Genomic DNA, 15747 nt, shown 5'->3' with positions numbered 1-15747 from the left:
AAGCAGTTGCGTCTTTAGTCCTATAAATTACAAATAAATGTCGGGTTACATAAATTTTCTTAGGAGGCTCCTTATGCCGAACGTATGGGCACATCTTATTTTTGGACAGCTCGTGCTTGAAAAAATGAAGGAATCCAAGCTAATTGCTGCGGATGACGATAAGGCTATTTTTAATATGGGCTGCCAAGGCCCAGACTTTCTATTCTACCATCGGTTCCTGCCCTGGCAGAAAAGCATCGCGATGAATCGTATGGCAACCGCCATGCATAATGAGCATTGCGGACCTGTATTAATCGAGCTGCTAGATTCGGTGAACGGACGCAAAGCCTGTCCTGGCAAAGCAGATCGAGCAGTTTTGTACGCGCTTGGCTTCGTTCTGCATCATGTGCTGGACCGCAATATGCATCCTTTCGTATTCAGCAAATCGGGATTTCGCAAGTGGGATCATCAGCGCTACGAGATTATGATGGATACTGTCATTGCGCGGAAGCTATGGGGAATTGAGACGTGGAACACGCCGGTTTGGCGCTATATCAATACGAATGGCCGTTTCCCCGAGCAGATTGTCGACGCGTTCGAAACGATTGCGGGAAGATTCTATCCGGAACTTGCTATGTCCATTAGCCGAAAAGATTGGCATGATGCGAATCGCGATTTCACGAACGCACAGCGATTATTCCATGACCCGAGCGGCGTTCGCAAAGCGCTTACCTTCGGAGCAATCGAACCGTTCGTATTCCGCAAAGGACCTACGCCCTATGACGTTATGAATGAACAGGATCTGCCATGGATCGATCCGACTGATAAAGAGGTCTACCATCGCGATAACGGTTGGACATTATGGGATCGCGCAATTGACGACGCTATGGACGTTATGAGCGCCGTCCTCATATGGCTCAGAGCCCATGAAGCGCCTCAGCCAACGAAGGAAGACCGGATAGAAGTTCGTCAGCTTCGTGAGATAGCTATTGAGAAAATCGGAAATTCCTCTTATGAAACGGGGCTTCCATGTGATATTGGCGTACGAATTCGCTATGCCGAGACGGTGTGGCCGGATCAGCCTGGTATCACCGAAGCCGCTATCTAGCAACAGAGCCGAGATCACGCAACATCGCTTTGCGCCCTCTCGGCTCCTTATTCATTACTAAACAGCTTTGTCCGCACTATTCCTGCGGAAGCGAACCCGGATGAGCCGCAGCTTCTCGTACAACGTATCCACAGGCTTGCCTAATTCCGAAGCATCGCTTGACCCGTATACCTGCTGAAGCACCGGCTTTAAATAACGATCGCCGACGCTTGAGAGCGCATGCCAGACAAGCTGCTGCTCCTCCTCCGGCATCTCTGACAGCTCACGCGTAATGAGCGGCTCAAGGTCATAGCCCTCCTGCTCCAGCTGCTCGATCCGGTCCATCAACTCGCGTCTTGTCAGCTCCAGCTTCTCCTCGAGCTGCTCCAGTGTTCCACCTTGCTGATTAGCTAGCAATATTTGCTTCTTCGCGATATGTCGATCCATCTGCGTCTTGTACTTCGTCTCCTTCTGCTTGAACAGCCAGCCCGTATAAGCTGAAGTATCCAGCTTCTCGGCTACCCATTGCAGCGGGAATGCCGTCTCGCGCGCGAAGCGGCTCGTCACTTCCACTATCTCTTCTCCGTAAGCGGCAAGCTTAGCATTCCCCCAGCCTGGAATTTGCGCAAGCTCCTCAGCGGTATGAGGGACGAAGGCGCTAATCATCCATAACATTCGATTTGTCGATACGAGATAGGCCGACTTTTTCTCTGAAGCAGCCTTTGTTCTCCGCCATTCGCGCAACGACTGGAACAGCTCTTGATTGGCATGCAGCTCGCCGTAGCATTGCAGCATCGTAACGAAACTTCCGGCCGTTGTGCGGCGCTCTTCCAGCATGCCGTCAATTATCGGCGTGTATCCCTCGCCCAGCTTCCTCGCGATGCCTAGGCGGAAAGCGATCATCATCTCTTCCCACGACGTTCCTTCGAACCATGTGTCCGGATTTCCTTCGGCTTGCTCGCCTTCCATCCATAATACAGCCCAGACGCCTTGCCGCTCGCAGATTGAAAGTTGCGAGCTGATGACGCGTTGATCGGCGTCCGTTTTCTCGAGCGTGTTCAAAAATACGATTTGCATACCTGCTACACTCCCTATTCGAATATAATGATAGATAACGAATCGCAGATCGGCGGAGAAACCCCCGAACAAAACAAAAAGCACCTCCCCTGCCTAAGCAGAAGAGGTGCTCCCTCACGATCAATTGATTCGATTGCTTACAGACTACCATATGGAATGGTTTATGACAAGCGTTTTGTTAGTGTATACTTATCCGTAATGCCGCTGCAATTTCTATGAAGGTTTTGCAGCTTACTAATGCGAGTGGAGGCTATACCCATGTTACTGCCTGATTATGATTTTATGTCCGATACGACCGAGGATACCTCGACTAGATTCGTCACATTCATTACGCCGAGCTTGAAACGGTTCGATCTTGCGATAACGGCAACTCACCGCTTCTACGGCAAGAAGCTGATTACCGAGCTGCAATCCGGCAAGACCGCGATCATTGGCCCGGATGATCTTGAAGAAGAAGGTTATTTGGAATTTACGTTCAAGCTGACCGAGGAAGAAGCTTCCGAGCTTGCGCAATTTTTGTATTTTGTAGTCGGAACGGTGAATTTTACCGATTGATCAGGGAACACTGAAATGGTAGCAAATAACCATTTCGGAGGCGACTCTCTATGACTCGTTACAAGGACGAAGATCGTCAAGAGTACACGGACGTATCAACTGTGGAATCGCAGCGCAACGACCTGATTCCGGAGGAATTTCCGGAAGGGCCGTACGRAACGGAGCTGCTGGTGGAATCCCCTGGCAAGAGCAAGCCGTGGCGAATCGACCAAAGCGCCTCCAAGCGCTTCGACTACGAGAATCGGTCGCTGCATGAAGATCTTGACCGAGACTATCCCGGCGACGAAGGATATACTTCATCCGTGCCTGAAGTGCTCGACGAACCCTAAACAACAAAGCCCTTGCTTTCTCCTTACCGCCCATTCGGGCGGCAGCGGAAGCAAGGGCTTTTTTTTACCACATAGGAAAGGTTAAATTCGCTAAAGCGTTAAAGCGAGTCGGTCTTTCCTATTGGCGAATAAACCAACCTTTAAACGCGGTCGCTCATCTTCGAAAAGACCTCGATAGAGGTTTATCTCATCAGCAAGCTGGCGCGAATTAATATACTTTCTTCAGGAAGGCAAGCGTCGCTTGCAATGCATCTGATAGATAACTTGTCGCGCCGCTATAAGGATGCAGGACGCCGAATGTATGGTCAGCACCTTCTATGGATACGAAGGTCTGATCCGGCGCCGCTTCGCGCAGCTTCTGGTTAACCGCCAGCAGCCGCTCGCTGTCGCTGCTGCCCTGAACGACTAATACCGGTTGCTCAAGCAATCTGAATTTTTCAATGACATCGAACCGTTCTTGATTCGCCAGCGCATCCTCGGCTACAAGGCGCTGCACGAGCGTAATATTAGGATCGTCCAAGGAGGCAACTGGCGAAGCGCCGCCATTCCACACGACTACTGCTTGTATGCTGTCCGGCTGCTCTCCCGCAAGCAGAAGGCTGCTTCCACCCGCCCGGCTATGCCCGATAACGGCGATTCGACGCGAATCGTATTGCTCTCTTAACGGAAGCAGCCCTTGACGGACGTACTGCACGATCGTGTCCAAATCGCCCAGCTCCTGCGTAATGGTGCTCGCTTGCGCGACGCTTTGGTCATCCAGCCCTGATTCCTTAGCTGCGATTCTTGCAAAATCAAAGCTAACCGCATAGAATCCTCTCTCAGCCAAGCTATCCGTCACCTCAGGCCAGAACGCCCAATCTTGGAAGCCTCGAAAGCCGTGCGCGATAATGACGACAGGCTTCGCCGTTCCCTCTTCTGTCGCTTTCACTCTGCCTTTTAGTACAAGCTTCTCCGATACCGGAATTTCAAATGCATGCGAAATAATCGTTCTCTCCGACATGTTCACCACTCCTCATCATTGGATTAAAAAAAGGAGGCAATCCTTCTCAAGAAGGACACCTCCGTTTTAACGGTCGTTGGTTAAAAATTATTATTCATATATAACGCATTGAAATACTTGGATATAAACCTATAATAGCAATCGACTCCATTTAAGTCAACCATCAATTTATATAAAAAGCCCCATCTGCAGAACACTATTTTCAAGCCTTCTTCTGATGGGGCGTCTTTCACTTTGTTTCAACCAATTAGCTTATCAAAGCGATCAAGCTTTTAAATTCCAGCTCATCGAATTTACGAAGCACGATCTCGCGCTCGTAAGCCCAGCTGCAAGCTTCAAGTTCAGCCGAGACTGGCGCGTCGCAGCGAATCGTTGCAAGATCGCGGGACAGATGCAGCATGTCCAGATCCGCTTCGATMTTCGCCCGAATCGTCTTCGTTACCGCCTCGAGGTTGGCAAGCAGTCCGTCGATAGAGCCATGCTCCTGGATAAGCTTATGCGCTGTCTTCTCTCCGATGCCTTTGACGCCCGGATAGTTGTCGCTCGTATCGCCCATTAACCCTTTAATGTCAATGATTTGGGCTGGCGTAAGCTTCCGCTCCTCCATGAGGCTCGCAGGCGTATACACCATGTAGTTCCCAATACCCTTCTTCATAATTGCAATCGATACCGTTTCGTCGACAAGCTGCAGCATATCATGGTCGCCTGTTACGACTACAACCTCTGCCTGATCCTTAAACGCACGGGCTAACGTACCGATGCAATCGTCGGCTTCGAAACCTTCGATACCGATGTTCGGCACGTTGAAGCTGGCAACGACTTCTTTCACCAGATCGAACTGCGGAACCAAATCCTCTGGCGCGCTTGGGCGATTAGACTTATAGCCGTCGTATTGCTCCGTACGGAACGTCGTACTTCCCATATCCCAACAGCAAATCACATGCGTGGGCTCGAACGTTTTTACCGCGTCCATGAAATAACGGACAAAACCATGAACAGCATTAACCGGCACACCTGAACTCGTCCGGCGAATACTGCTGCTGCTTCCGAACGATGTTGCGAAATAAGCTCTGAACAAAATAGCCATTCCATCCACGAGCAACAATTTTTGATTAGCCATTGCTATAATCACTCTCCTTCTAAAATAATGATGCGTTATCTACTATTTATTCCCCGCGAATGAACCTTCCAATCCGCTTAGCGGCTTCTATTAATCTATCATCTTCTTCGACTAGCGCGATACGCACGTATCCTTCCCCTTCAGTGCCGAAAGCTTCTCCCGGAACAACAACGACACCGGTTCGCTTCAGCATTTCCTGGGAAATCGTCCGTGACGTCCATGGAACGTCTAGTGACCATTGCATATCCGGCAGTTGCGCCCATACGAACATCGTCGCCTTCGGCTTTGACACTTGCCAGCCTTCTTCATTCAAGGTATTGATGAACAAATTTCTTCTGTGTTCATACAGCTTGCCTGCCTTAGGTACTTCAGTAGTATCGTCCATCGCTTCCCTTAGCGCAGCGATGCCCGCCTCTTGAATCGGATCGAATACGCCGTAATCGATATTCGCTTTCAACTCGCGCAGCGCGCCAACCGCTTCGTGATTGCCGGCCAAATAACCGATCCGGCAGCCCGCCATATTAAAGCTCTTCGACAAGGAATGGAATTCGACCGCTTGTTCAAGCGCTCCTGGCACTTGCAGGATGCTTGGCGGCTCACAGCCGTCAAAGCCCATCTCCGAGTAGGCCAAATCATGTACGACCAATACGTCATGCTTGCGCGCCTTCTCGATTAACCGCTCGAAGAAACCAAGGTCCGCGACAGCCGAGATCGGATTATTCGGATAGTTAAGCAAAATAAATGTTGCATTGTCCCACTGCTCATCGGCAATCCCATCAAGGTCTGGCATATACTCATTCTCTTCTCGCAGCGGCATGAGCACCGCTTCAACACCGGCAAGCGCAAGTGAAGCCGTATAGATCGGATACCCGGGATTTGGCAGCAGCGCTGTATCACCAGGATCGCATAAGGCCATCGCCAAATGCGCTAAACCATCCTGCGAACCAAGCAACGTTACAATTTCATGTGCCGGATCAAGCTCGACACCGAATCGGTGCTTCATCCACTCCGCCGCATACGACTTGAAGGGCAATCCGCTTCGCGTAGCGGGATAGGCATACATATCGGAGCGCAGCACAGCTTCGCTCAGCACTTGCCTGACAGCAGGCGTCGGCGGCTTGTCGGGGCTGCCAATGCCTAGATCGATGATGTCCTGCCCACTCGCGGCGGCAGCCATCTTCCACGCTGCCACCTCTGCGAAGATCGACGATCCAAGCTGAGACAGCCGCTCCGACCTCCACTTCCGTTTGTCGTTGCTCATCGTCTAGATCACCCGTTCCTCTTCCATACTTGCTCGTACTGCTCTTCCTTATAGCCAACCGTTACGGTTGTTCCATCCGTTACGATCGGTCGCTTTATAAGCATGCCGTGCTGCGCAAGCAGCTCGTATTTCTCGTCATCGGACATGGCAGCCAGCTTGTCCTTCAAACCAAGTTCCTTGTATACTTCACCGGATGTATTAAAAAACTTCTTCAATTCCAGTCCGCTAAGACGGACAAGCTCTTTCAATTGTTGAGCGCTCGGCGTTTCCTCGACGATATGCTGCGACTTCACTTCATTGCCCTTCGCTTGCAGCGACTTAAATGCCGCCTTGCACGTGCTGCATTTCGGATATTGAATAATGGTTAGTTCATTCTGCTTCGTCATCGCTGACTCCTCCTAATCGCTTACGCCATTCTCATGCAGCGCAGCTTCTCTATATCAATCAAACTGCAACTAGCAACCAATCCCCTTCAACGTCTGTTCTAGTCGTACAAGCTCCGGCGGCAGCTCTGCATGCCACTCCATCCGTTGTCCCGTCAGCGGATGGGTTAAGCCCAGCGTTTCCGCATGAAGCGCCTGACGGCCTGCCGCTTCTTCCCAAGCGGCAACGGCGTCATCCTTAGGCCCATACATCTTGTCTCCGATAAGCGGACAGCCGATGTGCTTCATATGGACGCGAATCTGATGCGTTCTGCCCGTCTCCAGCTTCAGCTTCACTGCAGCGGCGGCATCCCGAAAGCTCTCCACCGTCTCATAGTGCGTTACGGATGCATAACCGTCCGGCGTCACGATACGCAGATGCGGTTCAAGCAGATCGCGGTCGATAGGCGCGTCAACCGTACCCGTAAGCGGCTGTGGACAATTGTAGACATAAGCGCGATACAGCTTCGTCACTGTACCTGCTTGCAACTGCTCCGATAACTGCTGATGGACATACGAAGTCTTCGCAATGGCTACAAGACCAGAGGTGTCCTCATCCAACCGATGAACAGGTCTGAACCTGACGCGTTCGCCCTTCTCCAGCCAATGGTAGACCACGCCGTTTGCCAGTGTTCCCGTATAGTGCCCATGCGTCGGATGAACGACCACGCCAGCAGGTTTGTTGACGATCATCAAGTCCTCGTCCTCGAACACAATCTGGAGCTGCATTGGCTCTGGTAATATATCATCCGATTGCTCGCGCAGCATACGGACGCGAATAACGTCGCCTTCAGACACGGTCGCCGTCGTATAGACGCGCTGCTCATTCACGGTAAGCCCATGCTCGGTCAGCTTCACCTGTGAGAGCAGCTTGCGGGATACGCCAAGCTTGCGCTCCAGCACGGTGCGTACCTGCTTGCCGTCATCACCCTGCTCGACCTGTACGATGAGCGGCTTATAATAGAGCTCCCGGAGCTCCTCGGATTGCATTTGCATCATTGCTTACCCGAATCCTTGCTCTTGCTCGTACGGAACACTTCTGCACTCCGTTCATATTCCATATCGGGAAGACCAAGTCTCGCATTCGCAACCCGCGCAGCAGCGAAGAAGAAGTCCGACAACCGGTTCAAATAAGTCTGTACATCCTCGCTGACTGGATGCGAAGCTGCCAGCGCAAGCGTCACCACGCGCCGTTCTGCTCTGCGGCATACCGTCCTGCACACATGCAGGCTAGCTGAAAGCGTGCTTCCCCCAGGCAAAATAAACTTAAGCAGCTCAGGCGCTTCCTCCGTATATTCATCGATCCATTCCTCCAGCCGCAAAGCTGGACCCGCATCCAGCTTTAGCGGCGCGCCTTCCCTCGCATAGGCAAGATCGGCCCCGCAATCGAACAGCTCATGCTGAATAACCATCAATCGCTGGGCCAGTTCTGCCAGCACCTCATGCTTCGCCGCCTCCGCAGCGGCAACGCCTACGAAGCTGTTCAGCTCGTCAATCGTACCGTACGCTTCAACCCGCGCATCGTCCTTTCGGACTCGTCCCCCGATTAAGGATGTCTGGCCTTTATCGCCAGTTCTGGTGTACAGCTTCATATTATCGCACCCTCTCAAGCCTCTCAATCTTCTGTTCCCACTATACCATAAATGAGCACCACCGAGGCGCTCAGGCAGTATGTTCCTGCTGTTCTAATGCAACTGATTTCGGTATTCATTACGGACACCAGCAACACTAACACACCAAATAACACTCATTCCGCCAGATTACGGACCCAGAATACCTTTTTGGCTCATTTTCTTAACAAATGATTAATATTTGTGACAGTTGGCGACCACTGAGTCCGCAAGGAAGCGATGCAATGGTTAAAAAGAACATTAAGGGTCGCTACTGTCCGTTAAAACTCTGCTTATTTGAACAAACGAAAGCAGCAGGCCGGATGTTACTCCTTCCTACTGCTTCTGCTTCTCAAACAATCAGCTTCTAATATTAACGTTGTTGGTTCAATTTATAGACGAACTGCCCGATCCGATCAAGCGCCTCGGTCAAGTTCGTTACCGAGGTTGCATAGGAGCAGCGAAGATGTCCTTCGCCGCCAAGACCGAATACATCGCCTGGCACGGCTGCAACGCCCGCTTCCTCCAGCAGGCGCTGAGCGAATTCTTCGCTCGTTAAGCCTGTCGATACAATCGACGGGAACGCATAGAACGCGCCCTGAGGCTCATGGCAGTCGAGGCCGATATCCCGGAAGCCTTTGACGACAAGTCTGCGGCGCTGGTTATACGCCTCGACCATCCGATCCTTCTCCTCCAGCCCGTGCTGCAACGCTTCTAGCGCAGCGTACTGTGCCATAATCGGTGCGCACATAACCGTGTATTGATGAATCTTCAACATTGCGGACAAAATATCGGAGTGTCCGCAAGCGTAGCCCATCCGCCAACCGGTCATCGCGAACGCTTTGGAGAAGCCGCTGACGAGAATCGTCCGATCCTTCATGCCCGGCATCGCGGCGAAGCTTACGTGCTTCTCTCCGTAAGTCAGCTCGGCATAGATTTCATCGGAAATAACGATCAAATCTTTCTCCTCGACGAGCTTCGCAATCGGCAGCCAATCCTCGTACGTCATGATGCCGCCTGTCGGGTTGCTTGGATAACAGAGAATAAGTACTTTGGAACGCGGCGTCAGTGCCGCACGAAGCGTCTCCGCCTTCAGCTTGAATTGATCCTCCGCGAACGTCTCGACGCCTACGGCTACACCGCCGCTAAGCGTCGTAATCGGAGAGTATGATATATAGCACGGCTCCGGAATTAGAATTTCGTCGCCTGGCGCGATCAAAGCGCGCAAAGCAAGGTCGATCGCCTCGCTGCCGCCTACGGTAACGAGTATTTCATTGGCAGGATTGTATTCGACCGCGAATTGATCGTTCAAATATTGACCGATGGCTTCGCGAAGCTCCGGCATCCCGGCATTGGACGTATATTGCGTCTTGCCGATCTCCAGTGCGTATACGGCTGCCTCGCGGACATGCCAAGGCGTTACAAAATCGGGTTCGCCAACCCCGAGCGTAATGACATCCTTGCGCGAGCTGACTAAATCAAAAAACCGACGGATACCCGACGGTTTAATGTCTCTCACATGAGGAGACAAATAATCAGCCATCGTATGACGCTGCACGGGGGTGGATGTTAACTGTTCTTCACCTTTTATCATTACCATCACCCTTTGTTATGTTACGGCGAAACCATCAACCGATGGTCACCTTCGTGCTCCTCGAAGATAATGCCGTCCTGTTTATATTTTTTCAAAATGAAAAATGTTTTGGTCGATAACACCGCATCAATCGGCGATAATTTATTGGATACAAAAGAGGCGACCTCTTTCAAATTTTTGCCCTCTACCTCGACGCACAGATCATAAGCACCGCTCATGAGGTATACGGATTTCACTTCCGGATACAGGTATATCCGCTCCGCTATGCCTTCGAATCCACGACCGCGTTCTGGCGTAATCTGAACCTCGATGAGCGCCGTCACTTTCTCGTCATCCACTTTGCTCCAGTTCACGACTGTCGCATACTTCACGATCACATGCTCTTTCTCAAGAAACGCGATGGCTTCCTTCACGTCCTCTACCGGCGCGGCCAGCATGGTGGCGATCAGTTCCGCATCTCTGCGCGCATCTTCCTTTAGCAACTCAAGCACTTTCAACTGTAGTTCGTTCATTCGTTAACTCCTTCCAGCACGCGTGCGATTATAAAGAACATTTTACAACGAAATTATTGTTCCTGCAAAAGAAAAAACGAAAGACCCCGAAGGGTCTTTGCAAAACACGACAGAACAAAGCCGTCTTATGGTTAATGCGATTGCTGGAATTGGCTTTGCTGTTGGCTCTGATGCATGGATGGCGTGTACATCGATTGTGTCGTTTGACCGCTCATCTTCTGCTGCAGGAACTGCTGCGTCTTCTGCTTCGTCTGTTGATATTCCTTCATTTGCTTATCCAGCTCTTGGCGCAGCGCCGGAGAAGCCGTGTTATACATATTCGCCTGCTGCATCGCTTGGAACACCTGACCCTGCATTGTAAGCGTGCTGTTCAGCAGCTTCGTGAACAGATCCCGAATGTCTGGGCAGGACGCTTCTGTTGCAGCCGTCGCATATTCGCGTACGACCCGCTTCAAATCGGACAATACCGTATATGCCATATCTTCGTCTGACAGAAACGGTTGATTTTGCTGCTGATACATAAATGAGCCCTCCTAAGAAAAATGGTTATCGTCTCGATCAAATAATTATTGAGGCTGGGTCGGCGCCAATTGCTGATGATGCGAAATCGCATGCAACAGCGATTCGTAGTGCTGCTGATGTGTTTGCACCAATTGGGAGCATAAGTTGCGCAGCGCTGGAGTCGTTGCCATCGTAGCGACTTGGGCATTTTGCTTAATAAGCAAATCTTCGTTGGACATCGAATCGGCGATGTATTCAAGTTCTTTGGCCGTCATTGGTTGTAGCATTTTCCCACTCCTTCAAGTTGGCATAAGCTTAGTTCCTAACGTATTATGGGCAACAGCCGCCTTCTTTATGTACCCTCGCCAAGGTCAAATTTACCGGAATGATTCAATTCAAATTTCACATCGATCTTGAGCTGACTTTGCCGCGGAGTCCAGTCTCCTGCAGCCATCGTCTGCTTCCATTCGGCATTATGATAACGGTACATATGGTGCTCAAGCTGATAAAGATCCATCCCTTTTTCCAATCCGGCTACGTAGGTTTGCTCTAGGTCTTCCTTGATCGAGGTCTCGATGGAGCTTTCAATTTCCGCTTTGCTTATTGGCTGATCCTGCTCGACGACGCCGCCATGCAATCGAACCGACAGCTTAAAATCAGGCACGCTGCCGCCTTTCGCAGCCGTCAGTTTAAAATCCGTGCCTCGAATAGCAATAGTTGCCTTGCCCATTGCACCTTTCGCTTCCACCATAAACACATTGAATTTCGGATCAAGCCAGCGAAGACCTGCTGCTTCCTTCTCGGGAAGAAAACCGATATACTTGCTTCTTTTCAAAACGAAAACGCCTTTAATTTCTTGCACCTGCAGCGCTTGCTTCCCCTTCAGCCAATCCGAGCCGTTAATGCCGATTACCGGGAATGCCGTCGTCATGCCAGGCTCCTTCAACATCTGTACGGCGAGCTGCATCGCGAACGGTCTGATGAAGCTGCGCTGATCCTCTTGAACGCTGGGCAAATAAAGAATGGTATTCAAGGGAGATTGTTCGAACAACGCTTCCGTAGTAAACAATTCAACGATGTCCGATTTCGTACCGAAAACGAGCGATGTATATCTAGATGCACGCTGCCTGTTTAATCCGTCCATAATATTTTCAAGCTCGCTCATCGCGTTCTCGTGGACGACGATCGACTTTAAGTGCTCCAGATTGATTTCGGACTGCGCTCCTTTTTTCAAATTGTTAATCGCCAGCAGCACCGAACTGCCCTTCCCCATGCCAAGCCACACTTGATTCTTCACGTCCGAGCTGCCCTCTACCTTAGCAACACCGGCAAACTTAATCATTTGAGCGTACAGATGAAACTCGTTGTCAATAAACTCAACCCCCAGCGCTGACACATAACTCTCGTCCTGGAGATTCACCTCATCCCAACAGCCTTGCAGCAGCATAGCAGATAACAGCAAGCAAACGGTCATAGCGTGCCTCGCGGCTCTGCTTACGAAAGCGTTCTTCATCGCCTGCCCCTCCGCTCGCTGCTCCTTACTTTCCACGGCAGCTGGAAGAGCGCCGTAAACCACTGCTTGAAGTTCGGCGGAGCAATTGGTGTCATGTACGGCATGCCAAAAGACTCAAGGRAGCAAATGTAGATGATAACCGCCAGGGTGCCTACCATGAATCCAAACATGCCTAGTGCCGATGCAAGGATCAACACCAAATAACGAATAATGCTCACTGTACCCGCCAATGATTGATTGACTAGTGTGAACGTCGATACCGCAGTAACTGCAGCTACGACAAGCATCGTTGGCGACGTCAGACCGGCTCTTATCGCGGCATCGCCGACTATTAATCCACCCACGACGGATACCGTCTGGCCGACCGGCCTCGGCAACCGAACGCCTGCCTCGCGAAACAGCTCGAACATCGTCAGCATAAGGAACATTTCCATCGTTGAGGAAAGCGGAAGCCCCATACGCGAGATCGTAATCGTCGCTAGAAGCTGAAACGGGATTTGATCCGTGTTGAATGAGCAGAGGGCAATCCAGAATGCCGGCAAGCAAATGGACAACACAAGACCGATCAGTCGCAGCAGCCGCTCCAGCGTTACGAAATAAAAGGGAAGATGCATGTCCTCTGGCGACTTGATGAGCAGCAGGAAATTGCCCGGTGCGATAAGCGCCGCAGGCGCTCCGTCTACGAGGATCGCTACTCGCCCATTCATCATTGATTGGACCACATAATCAGGCCGCCCGACATAATCGACTAGCGGAAAAAACGAGAATGGACGATCGGAGACCAGCTCCTCCAGATGACCTGCTCCGTTCAACGATGGAATATGGATATTTTCAATCCGCTCAATCGTCTCTTTGACGAGCTTCGGCTTCGCTTTGTCATCTAGATGGAGGATGGCTACCTCAGTTTGCGAATGGGTCCCAATCCGTAAATATTGCACATGCATTTGCGGGGTTCGGAGGCGCTTGCGCACTAATGCCACATTCGTCGATAGCTGCTCGACGAAGCCGTCGCGCGGTCCTTTGAGAGACAGCTCCATCGTGGACTCCTCGGGCGACCTGCCGGGCTGGCTTCCGATGTTGTATTCGTAAAATTCTCGCAAACCTTCGAACAGCAATATCACGCAGCCCGAGAACAGGTAAGCGAACAGATCATCCGCTCCTTCGTCCGTATCCACCTTGCTGAACAAGGCGCTTTTTTTATCGATCGGATGTTCGTGCACTTCCGCCTGCGAGAATATGTATTTCGCCCAGTCATCAAGCTGCGGAAGAAGTCCGAGCTGCATCTGCTGATRATCGATCATGCCGTCGCAATAGAACAACGTAACATGGCGTGAATCGCTTCCGTTAATCATAACGGTATGTTCTATGATATCGTTGCATTTCTTAATGCTTTCTCGAAACTGCTCGTGGGTAATGGACGGCTCGCCTTCCTGTTCATGGTCTCCGGTTCCTCTTACTTCCTTCTTGTTCGGATTCAACCTAACCGCTCCTCCTTCGCAGCCGACTCACCTTTATCGCGTTCCTTCTTCAAGAACGACATGAACCATAGCAGCAGTACGACAACGGCAATAACGACACCAGCAAACAAGAAATAATTTTGCACCAAGACATTGAAATTTATCATATCTTTTAACGCAAAATGCGACGCCGCCAATAAAACAATGCCGATGACGACAGGTGCAATCCACTTTCGCTTTAAACGTTTGAATGGGCCAAATTCCGTTAGAATATATAGCGTTAACGATAATCGAATCAGTGCGCCAGACAACCATTGGAAGATGGCGAAGAAATCGACATGCTCGAAGTATCTGCCGATGGATACGAGTCTCCATTGAGAGAAAGCGGGAAAACGCATTTTAGCTGCTTCCTCTGGACCAAATTCGGCAATAGCCGCCGTCAACGGCCCAAACGTAAGCAGCGCAAGGAGAAGCGCCAGAATGACGAGATGCCAGCGCTTCAGCTCACCCTTTATATGGTGCTGAATGAACAATAGTGCGAATAACTCGCATGTTGCTGTCAACGAATAGAACGCTCCCTTCAGCACAGGGGACAGCCCGTTCTCCAGTAACGGAAGCATGTAATGGTAGTCCTTATGCGGTATATTGGCGGACATGACAAAATCGCCAAATAGAACAACGAGAGGCAGTAGTATACAGCTTACATAAGCGATCGTGCGCAGATTCGATAATGCTGCATAAATGCCTAAGCCTAAGAACACGGCGCACACAACCATCGGCGGCGTCTTCGGCAAATACGTTGTTGCCGTCCACGAAGACGTAATGACAAGCGTGTCGTAACTGGTTATCAAGAGAAGAACTAAGAACACGCTCACGATGACATGCGAAATAAAAGCAGGTACCCGCTGCTTCAACCATTCGTCAATCGGCTCTTTGTTCATTTTTTTGAGCAAGCCATATAACGGGAACATCATCCATGGCAACGATACGATAAGGGCGATCAGGACGCACATCCACGCATCGCGCATGGCTGCGTTTAGCAGGAACGGAACGATAAGTACATGGTTTGCGAGTCCAACCGATAAACAAAATATGAATATAGCCGGCACTATGCCGAATGTTTTGGCTGTCATTTGTCATTCACTTCCTTACAAGCAAATGATTCCCCAAAACCGTATTTCCATGCATCTCAGAGCACAATCGTCCCATTGAAAACAAAAAAAAGACTGCCGTCAGGCTGCTTCCGCAGCTGTTCACGCAGTCTATTTCATTAGGGTACATGAATCGATTTGACATGGTCAAAATGGAGAAATATCGCGTCGCCGCTTGCTGTAACCAGCTCGATCATATTCTGGTCTATATCGCGAAGCACACCCGTCTTATTCGGATTATCCCCTAAGTCGAGTACGACAAACTCACCGATCAGCTTGCGTAGCTGTTGATCGAATGTACGCGCGAGCGTGATCGGGGATGGCTTGAGCGGGAATTGCGCAGCCGTTAATGAGTACGGCGTTGCATTCGGCTCATAGGGAATCAAATACTTAAGATGCTGCAGCGAGACGATAACGGTATGATAGACCGGCGTATAGAACACGAAAAAATCGTTCATGACCGTCGTTACATATCCGTGAATGGACTTGCTWCCCGTTATATAGATTTCCGAGAACATTCCTTTCGAATTCATCAATATTTTACGATAGGATATCGGATCAGAATAAGAGTCGAACGGC

18 protein-coding genes are annotated in these 15747 nt (G+C 50.6%); 3 read left to right on the top strand and 15 right to left on the bottom strand.

Annotated elements, in window-relative coordinates:
* Positions 1-73: 73 nt before the first annotated feature.
* Positions 74-1087 (top strand): zinc dependent phospholipase C family protein, encoded by a 1014-nt coding sequence (locus tag AB4Z33_RS28025; RefSeq protein WP_442053055.1) that lies wholly within the window; start codon positions 74-76, stop codon positions 1085-1087.
* Positions 1088-1144: 57 nt separating this feature from the next.
* Here AB4Z33_RS28025 and AB4Z33_RS28020 read toward each other — a convergent pair whose 3' ends face one another.
* The gene (locus tag AB4Z33_RS28020) at positions 1145-2143 is read right to left on the bottom strand and encodes an HRDC domain-containing protein (protein ID WP_442053054.1); all 999 of its coding nucleotides are present in this window, start codon (positions 2141-2143) and stop codon (positions 1145-1147) included.
* Between the two features lie 258 nt (positions 2144-2401).
* On the opposite strand from AB4Z33_RS28020, the gene AB4Z33_RS28015 reads away from it, so the two are divergent.
* Entirely contained in the window at positions 2402-2698 is a 297-nt protein-coding gene (locus AB4Z33_RS28015; RefSeq protein ID WP_337099637.1) for a DUF3055 domain-containing protein, read from the top strand.
* A 50-nt stretch (positions 2699-2748) separates the two neighbouring features.
* On the top strand, positions 2749-3027 hold the full coding sequence (locus tag AB4Z33_RS28010) for a hypothetical protein (protein WP_442053053.1): 279 nt from the start codon (positions 2749-2751) through the stop codon (positions 3025-3027).
* Positions 3028-3235: 208 nt separating this feature from the next.
* Here AB4Z33_RS28010 and AB4Z33_RS28005 read toward each other — a convergent pair whose 3' ends face one another.
* From AB4Z33_RS28005 to AB4Z33_RS27940, 14 genes are all read right to left on the bottom strand, one after another.
* A complete protein-coding gene (locus tag AB4Z33_RS28005) occupies positions 3236-4027 on the bottom strand; it encodes an alpha/beta hydrolase family protein (RefSeq protein WP_442053052.1) in 792 nt (263 codons plus the stop codon).
* Between the two features lie 247 nt (positions 4028-4274).
* Positions 4275-5147 (bottom strand): 5'-3' exonuclease, encoded by an 873-nt coding sequence (locus tag AB4Z33_RS28000; RefSeq protein ID WP_442053051.1) that lies wholly within the window; start codon positions 5145-5147, stop codon positions 4275-4277.
* A 46-nt stretch (positions 5148-5193) separates the two neighbouring features.
* Positions 5194-6408, bottom strand: coding sequence for an aminotransferase class I/II-fold pyridoxal phosphate-dependent enzyme (locus tag AB4Z33_RS27995; RefSeq protein ID WP_442053050.1), 1215 nt, complete (start codon positions 6406-6408; stop codon positions 5194-5196).
* A gap of 8 nt (positions 6409-6416) precedes the next feature.
* Positions 6417-6794 (bottom strand): arsenate reductase family protein, encoded by a 378-nt coding sequence (locus tag AB4Z33_RS27990; protein ID WP_442053049.1) that lies wholly within the window; start codon positions 6792-6794, stop codon positions 6417-6419.
* A 69-nt stretch (positions 6795-6863) separates the two neighbouring features.
* Positions 6864-7829 carry an RluA family pseudouridine synthase gene (locus tag AB4Z33_RS27985; protein WP_442053048.1) on the bottom strand — a complete coding sequence of 322 codons (966 nt, stop codon included), beginning with the start codon at positions 7827-7829 and terminating at the stop codon, positions 6864-6866.
* Complete coding sequence (locus tag AB4Z33_RS27980; RefSeq protein ID WP_442053047.1) at positions 7826-8422, bottom strand: cob(I)yrinic acid a,c-diamide adenosyltransferase; 597 nt, start codon at positions 8420-8422, stop codon at positions 7826-7828. The genes AB4Z33_RS27985 and AB4Z33_RS27980 overlap by 4 nt, the downstream gene beginning before the upstream one ends.
* 391 nt (positions 8423-8813) lie before the next feature.
* On the bottom strand, positions 8814-10034 hold the full coding sequence (locus tag AB4Z33_RS27975) for an aminotransferase class I/II-fold pyridoxal phosphate-dependent enzyme (protein ID WP_442053046.1): 1221 nt from the start codon (positions 10032-10034) through the stop codon (positions 8814-8816).
* Positions 10035-10054: 20 nt separating this feature from the next.
* Entirely contained in the window at positions 10055-10546 is a 492-nt protein-coding gene (locus AB4Z33_RS27970) for an Lrp/AsnC family transcriptional regulator (protein WP_337099645.1), read from the bottom strand.
* A 131-nt stretch (positions 10547-10677) separates the two neighbouring features.
* Positions 10678-11067: a spore coat protein gene (locus AB4Z33_RS27965; protein WP_442053045.1), complete on the bottom strand. Its 390-nt coding sequence runs from the start codon at positions 11065-11067 to the stop codon at positions 10678-10680.
* Between the two features lie 45 nt (positions 11068-11112).
* Positions 11113-11334 carry a hypothetical protein gene (locus AB4Z33_RS27960; protein WP_442053044.1) on the bottom strand — a complete coding sequence of 74 codons (222 nt, stop codon included), beginning with the start codon at positions 11332-11334 and terminating at the stop codon, positions 11113-11115.
* Between the two features lie 65 nt (positions 11335-11399).
* A complete protein-coding gene (locus AB4Z33_RS27955) occupies positions 11400-12560 on the bottom strand; it encodes a Ger(x)C family spore germination protein (RefSeq protein WP_442053043.1) in 1161 nt (386 codons plus the stop codon).
* Positions 12557-14038 (bottom strand): spore germination protein, encoded by a 1482-nt coding sequence (locus tag AB4Z33_RS27950; protein ID WP_442053042.1) that lies wholly within the window; start codon positions 14036-14038, stop codon positions 12557-12559. Before AB4Z33_RS27950 ends, AB4Z33_RS27955 begins: the two co-directional genes overlap by 4 nt.
* Complete coding sequence (locus tag AB4Z33_RS27945; protein WP_442053041.1) at positions 14035-15150, bottom strand: GerAB/ArcD/ProY family transporter; 1116 nt, start codon at positions 15148-15150, stop codon at positions 14035-14037. Before AB4Z33_RS27945 ends, AB4Z33_RS27950 begins: the two co-directional genes overlap by 4 nt.
* A 137-nt stretch (positions 15151-15287) precedes the next feature.
* Positions 15288-15747 (bottom strand): DUF2642 domain-containing protein (locus AB4Z33_RS27940; RefSeq protein ID WP_442053040.1); only part of this gene is annotated, 460 nt, incomplete at its 5' end.

Source organism: Paenibacillus sp. 2TAB19 (genome assembly GCF_052115185.1).
GTDB lineage: Bacteria > Bacillota > Bacilli > Paenibacillales > Paenibacillaceae > Pristimantibacillus.
The sequence above is the reverse complement of the archived record's forward strand: the minus strand, read 5'-3'. Positions and strand labels throughout refer to the sequence as shown.

Coding starts and splice junctions, on each gene's coding strand:
- AB4Z33_RS28025 (WP_442053055.1), top strand. CDS start 74: ATGCCGAACGTATGGGCACATCTTATTTTTGGACAGCTCGTGCTTGAA.
- AB4Z33_RS28020 (WP_442053054.1), bottom strand. CDS start 2,143: ATGCAAATCGTATTTTTGAACACGCTCGAGAAAACGGACGCCGATCAA.
- AB4Z33_RS28015 (WP_337099637.1), top strand. CDS start 2,402: ATGTTACTGCCTGATTATGATTTTATGTCCGATACGACCGAGGATACC.
- AB4Z33_RS28005 (WP_442053052.1), bottom strand. CDS start 4,027: ATGTCGGAGAGAACGATTATTTCGCATGCATTTGAAATTCCGGTATCG.
- AB4Z33_RS27995 (WP_442053050.1), bottom strand. CDS start 6,408: ATGAGCAACGACAAACGGAAGTGGAGGTCGGAGCGGCTGTCTCAGCTT.
- AB4Z33_RS27990 (WP_442053049.1), bottom strand. CDS start 6,794: ATGACGAAGCAGAATGAACTAACCATTATTCAATATCCGAAATGCAGC.
- AB4Z33_RS27985 (WP_442053048.1), bottom strand. CDS start 7,829: ATGATGCAAATGCAATCCGAGGAGCTCCGGGAGCTCTATTATAAGCCG.
- AB4Z33_RS27980 (WP_442053047.1), bottom strand. CDS start 8,422: ATGAAGCTGTACACCAGAACTGGCGATAAAGGCCAGACATCCTTAATC.
- AB4Z33_RS27975 (WP_442053046.1), bottom strand. CDS start 10,034: ATGATAAAAGGTGAAGAACAGTTAACATCCACCCCCGTGCAGCGTCAT.
- AB4Z33_RS27970 (WP_337099645.1), bottom strand. CDS start 10,546: ATGAACGAACTACAGTTGAAAGTGCTTGAGTTGCTAAAGGAAGATGCG.
- AB4Z33_RS27965 (WP_442053045.1), bottom strand. CDS start 11,067: ATGTATCAGCAGCAAAATCAACCGTTTCTGTCAGACGAAGATATGGCA.
- AB4Z33_RS27960 (WP_442053044.1), bottom strand. CDS start 11,334: ATGCTACAACCAATGACGGCCAAAGAACTTGAATACATCGCCGATTCG.
- AB4Z33_RS27955 (WP_442053043.1), bottom strand. CDS start 12,560: ATGAAGAACGCTTTCGTAAGCAGAGCCGCGAGGCACGCTATGACCGTT.
- AB4Z33_RS27945 (WP_442053041.1), bottom strand. CDS start 15,150: ATGACAGCCAAAACATTCGGCATAGTGCCGGCTATATTCATATTTTGT.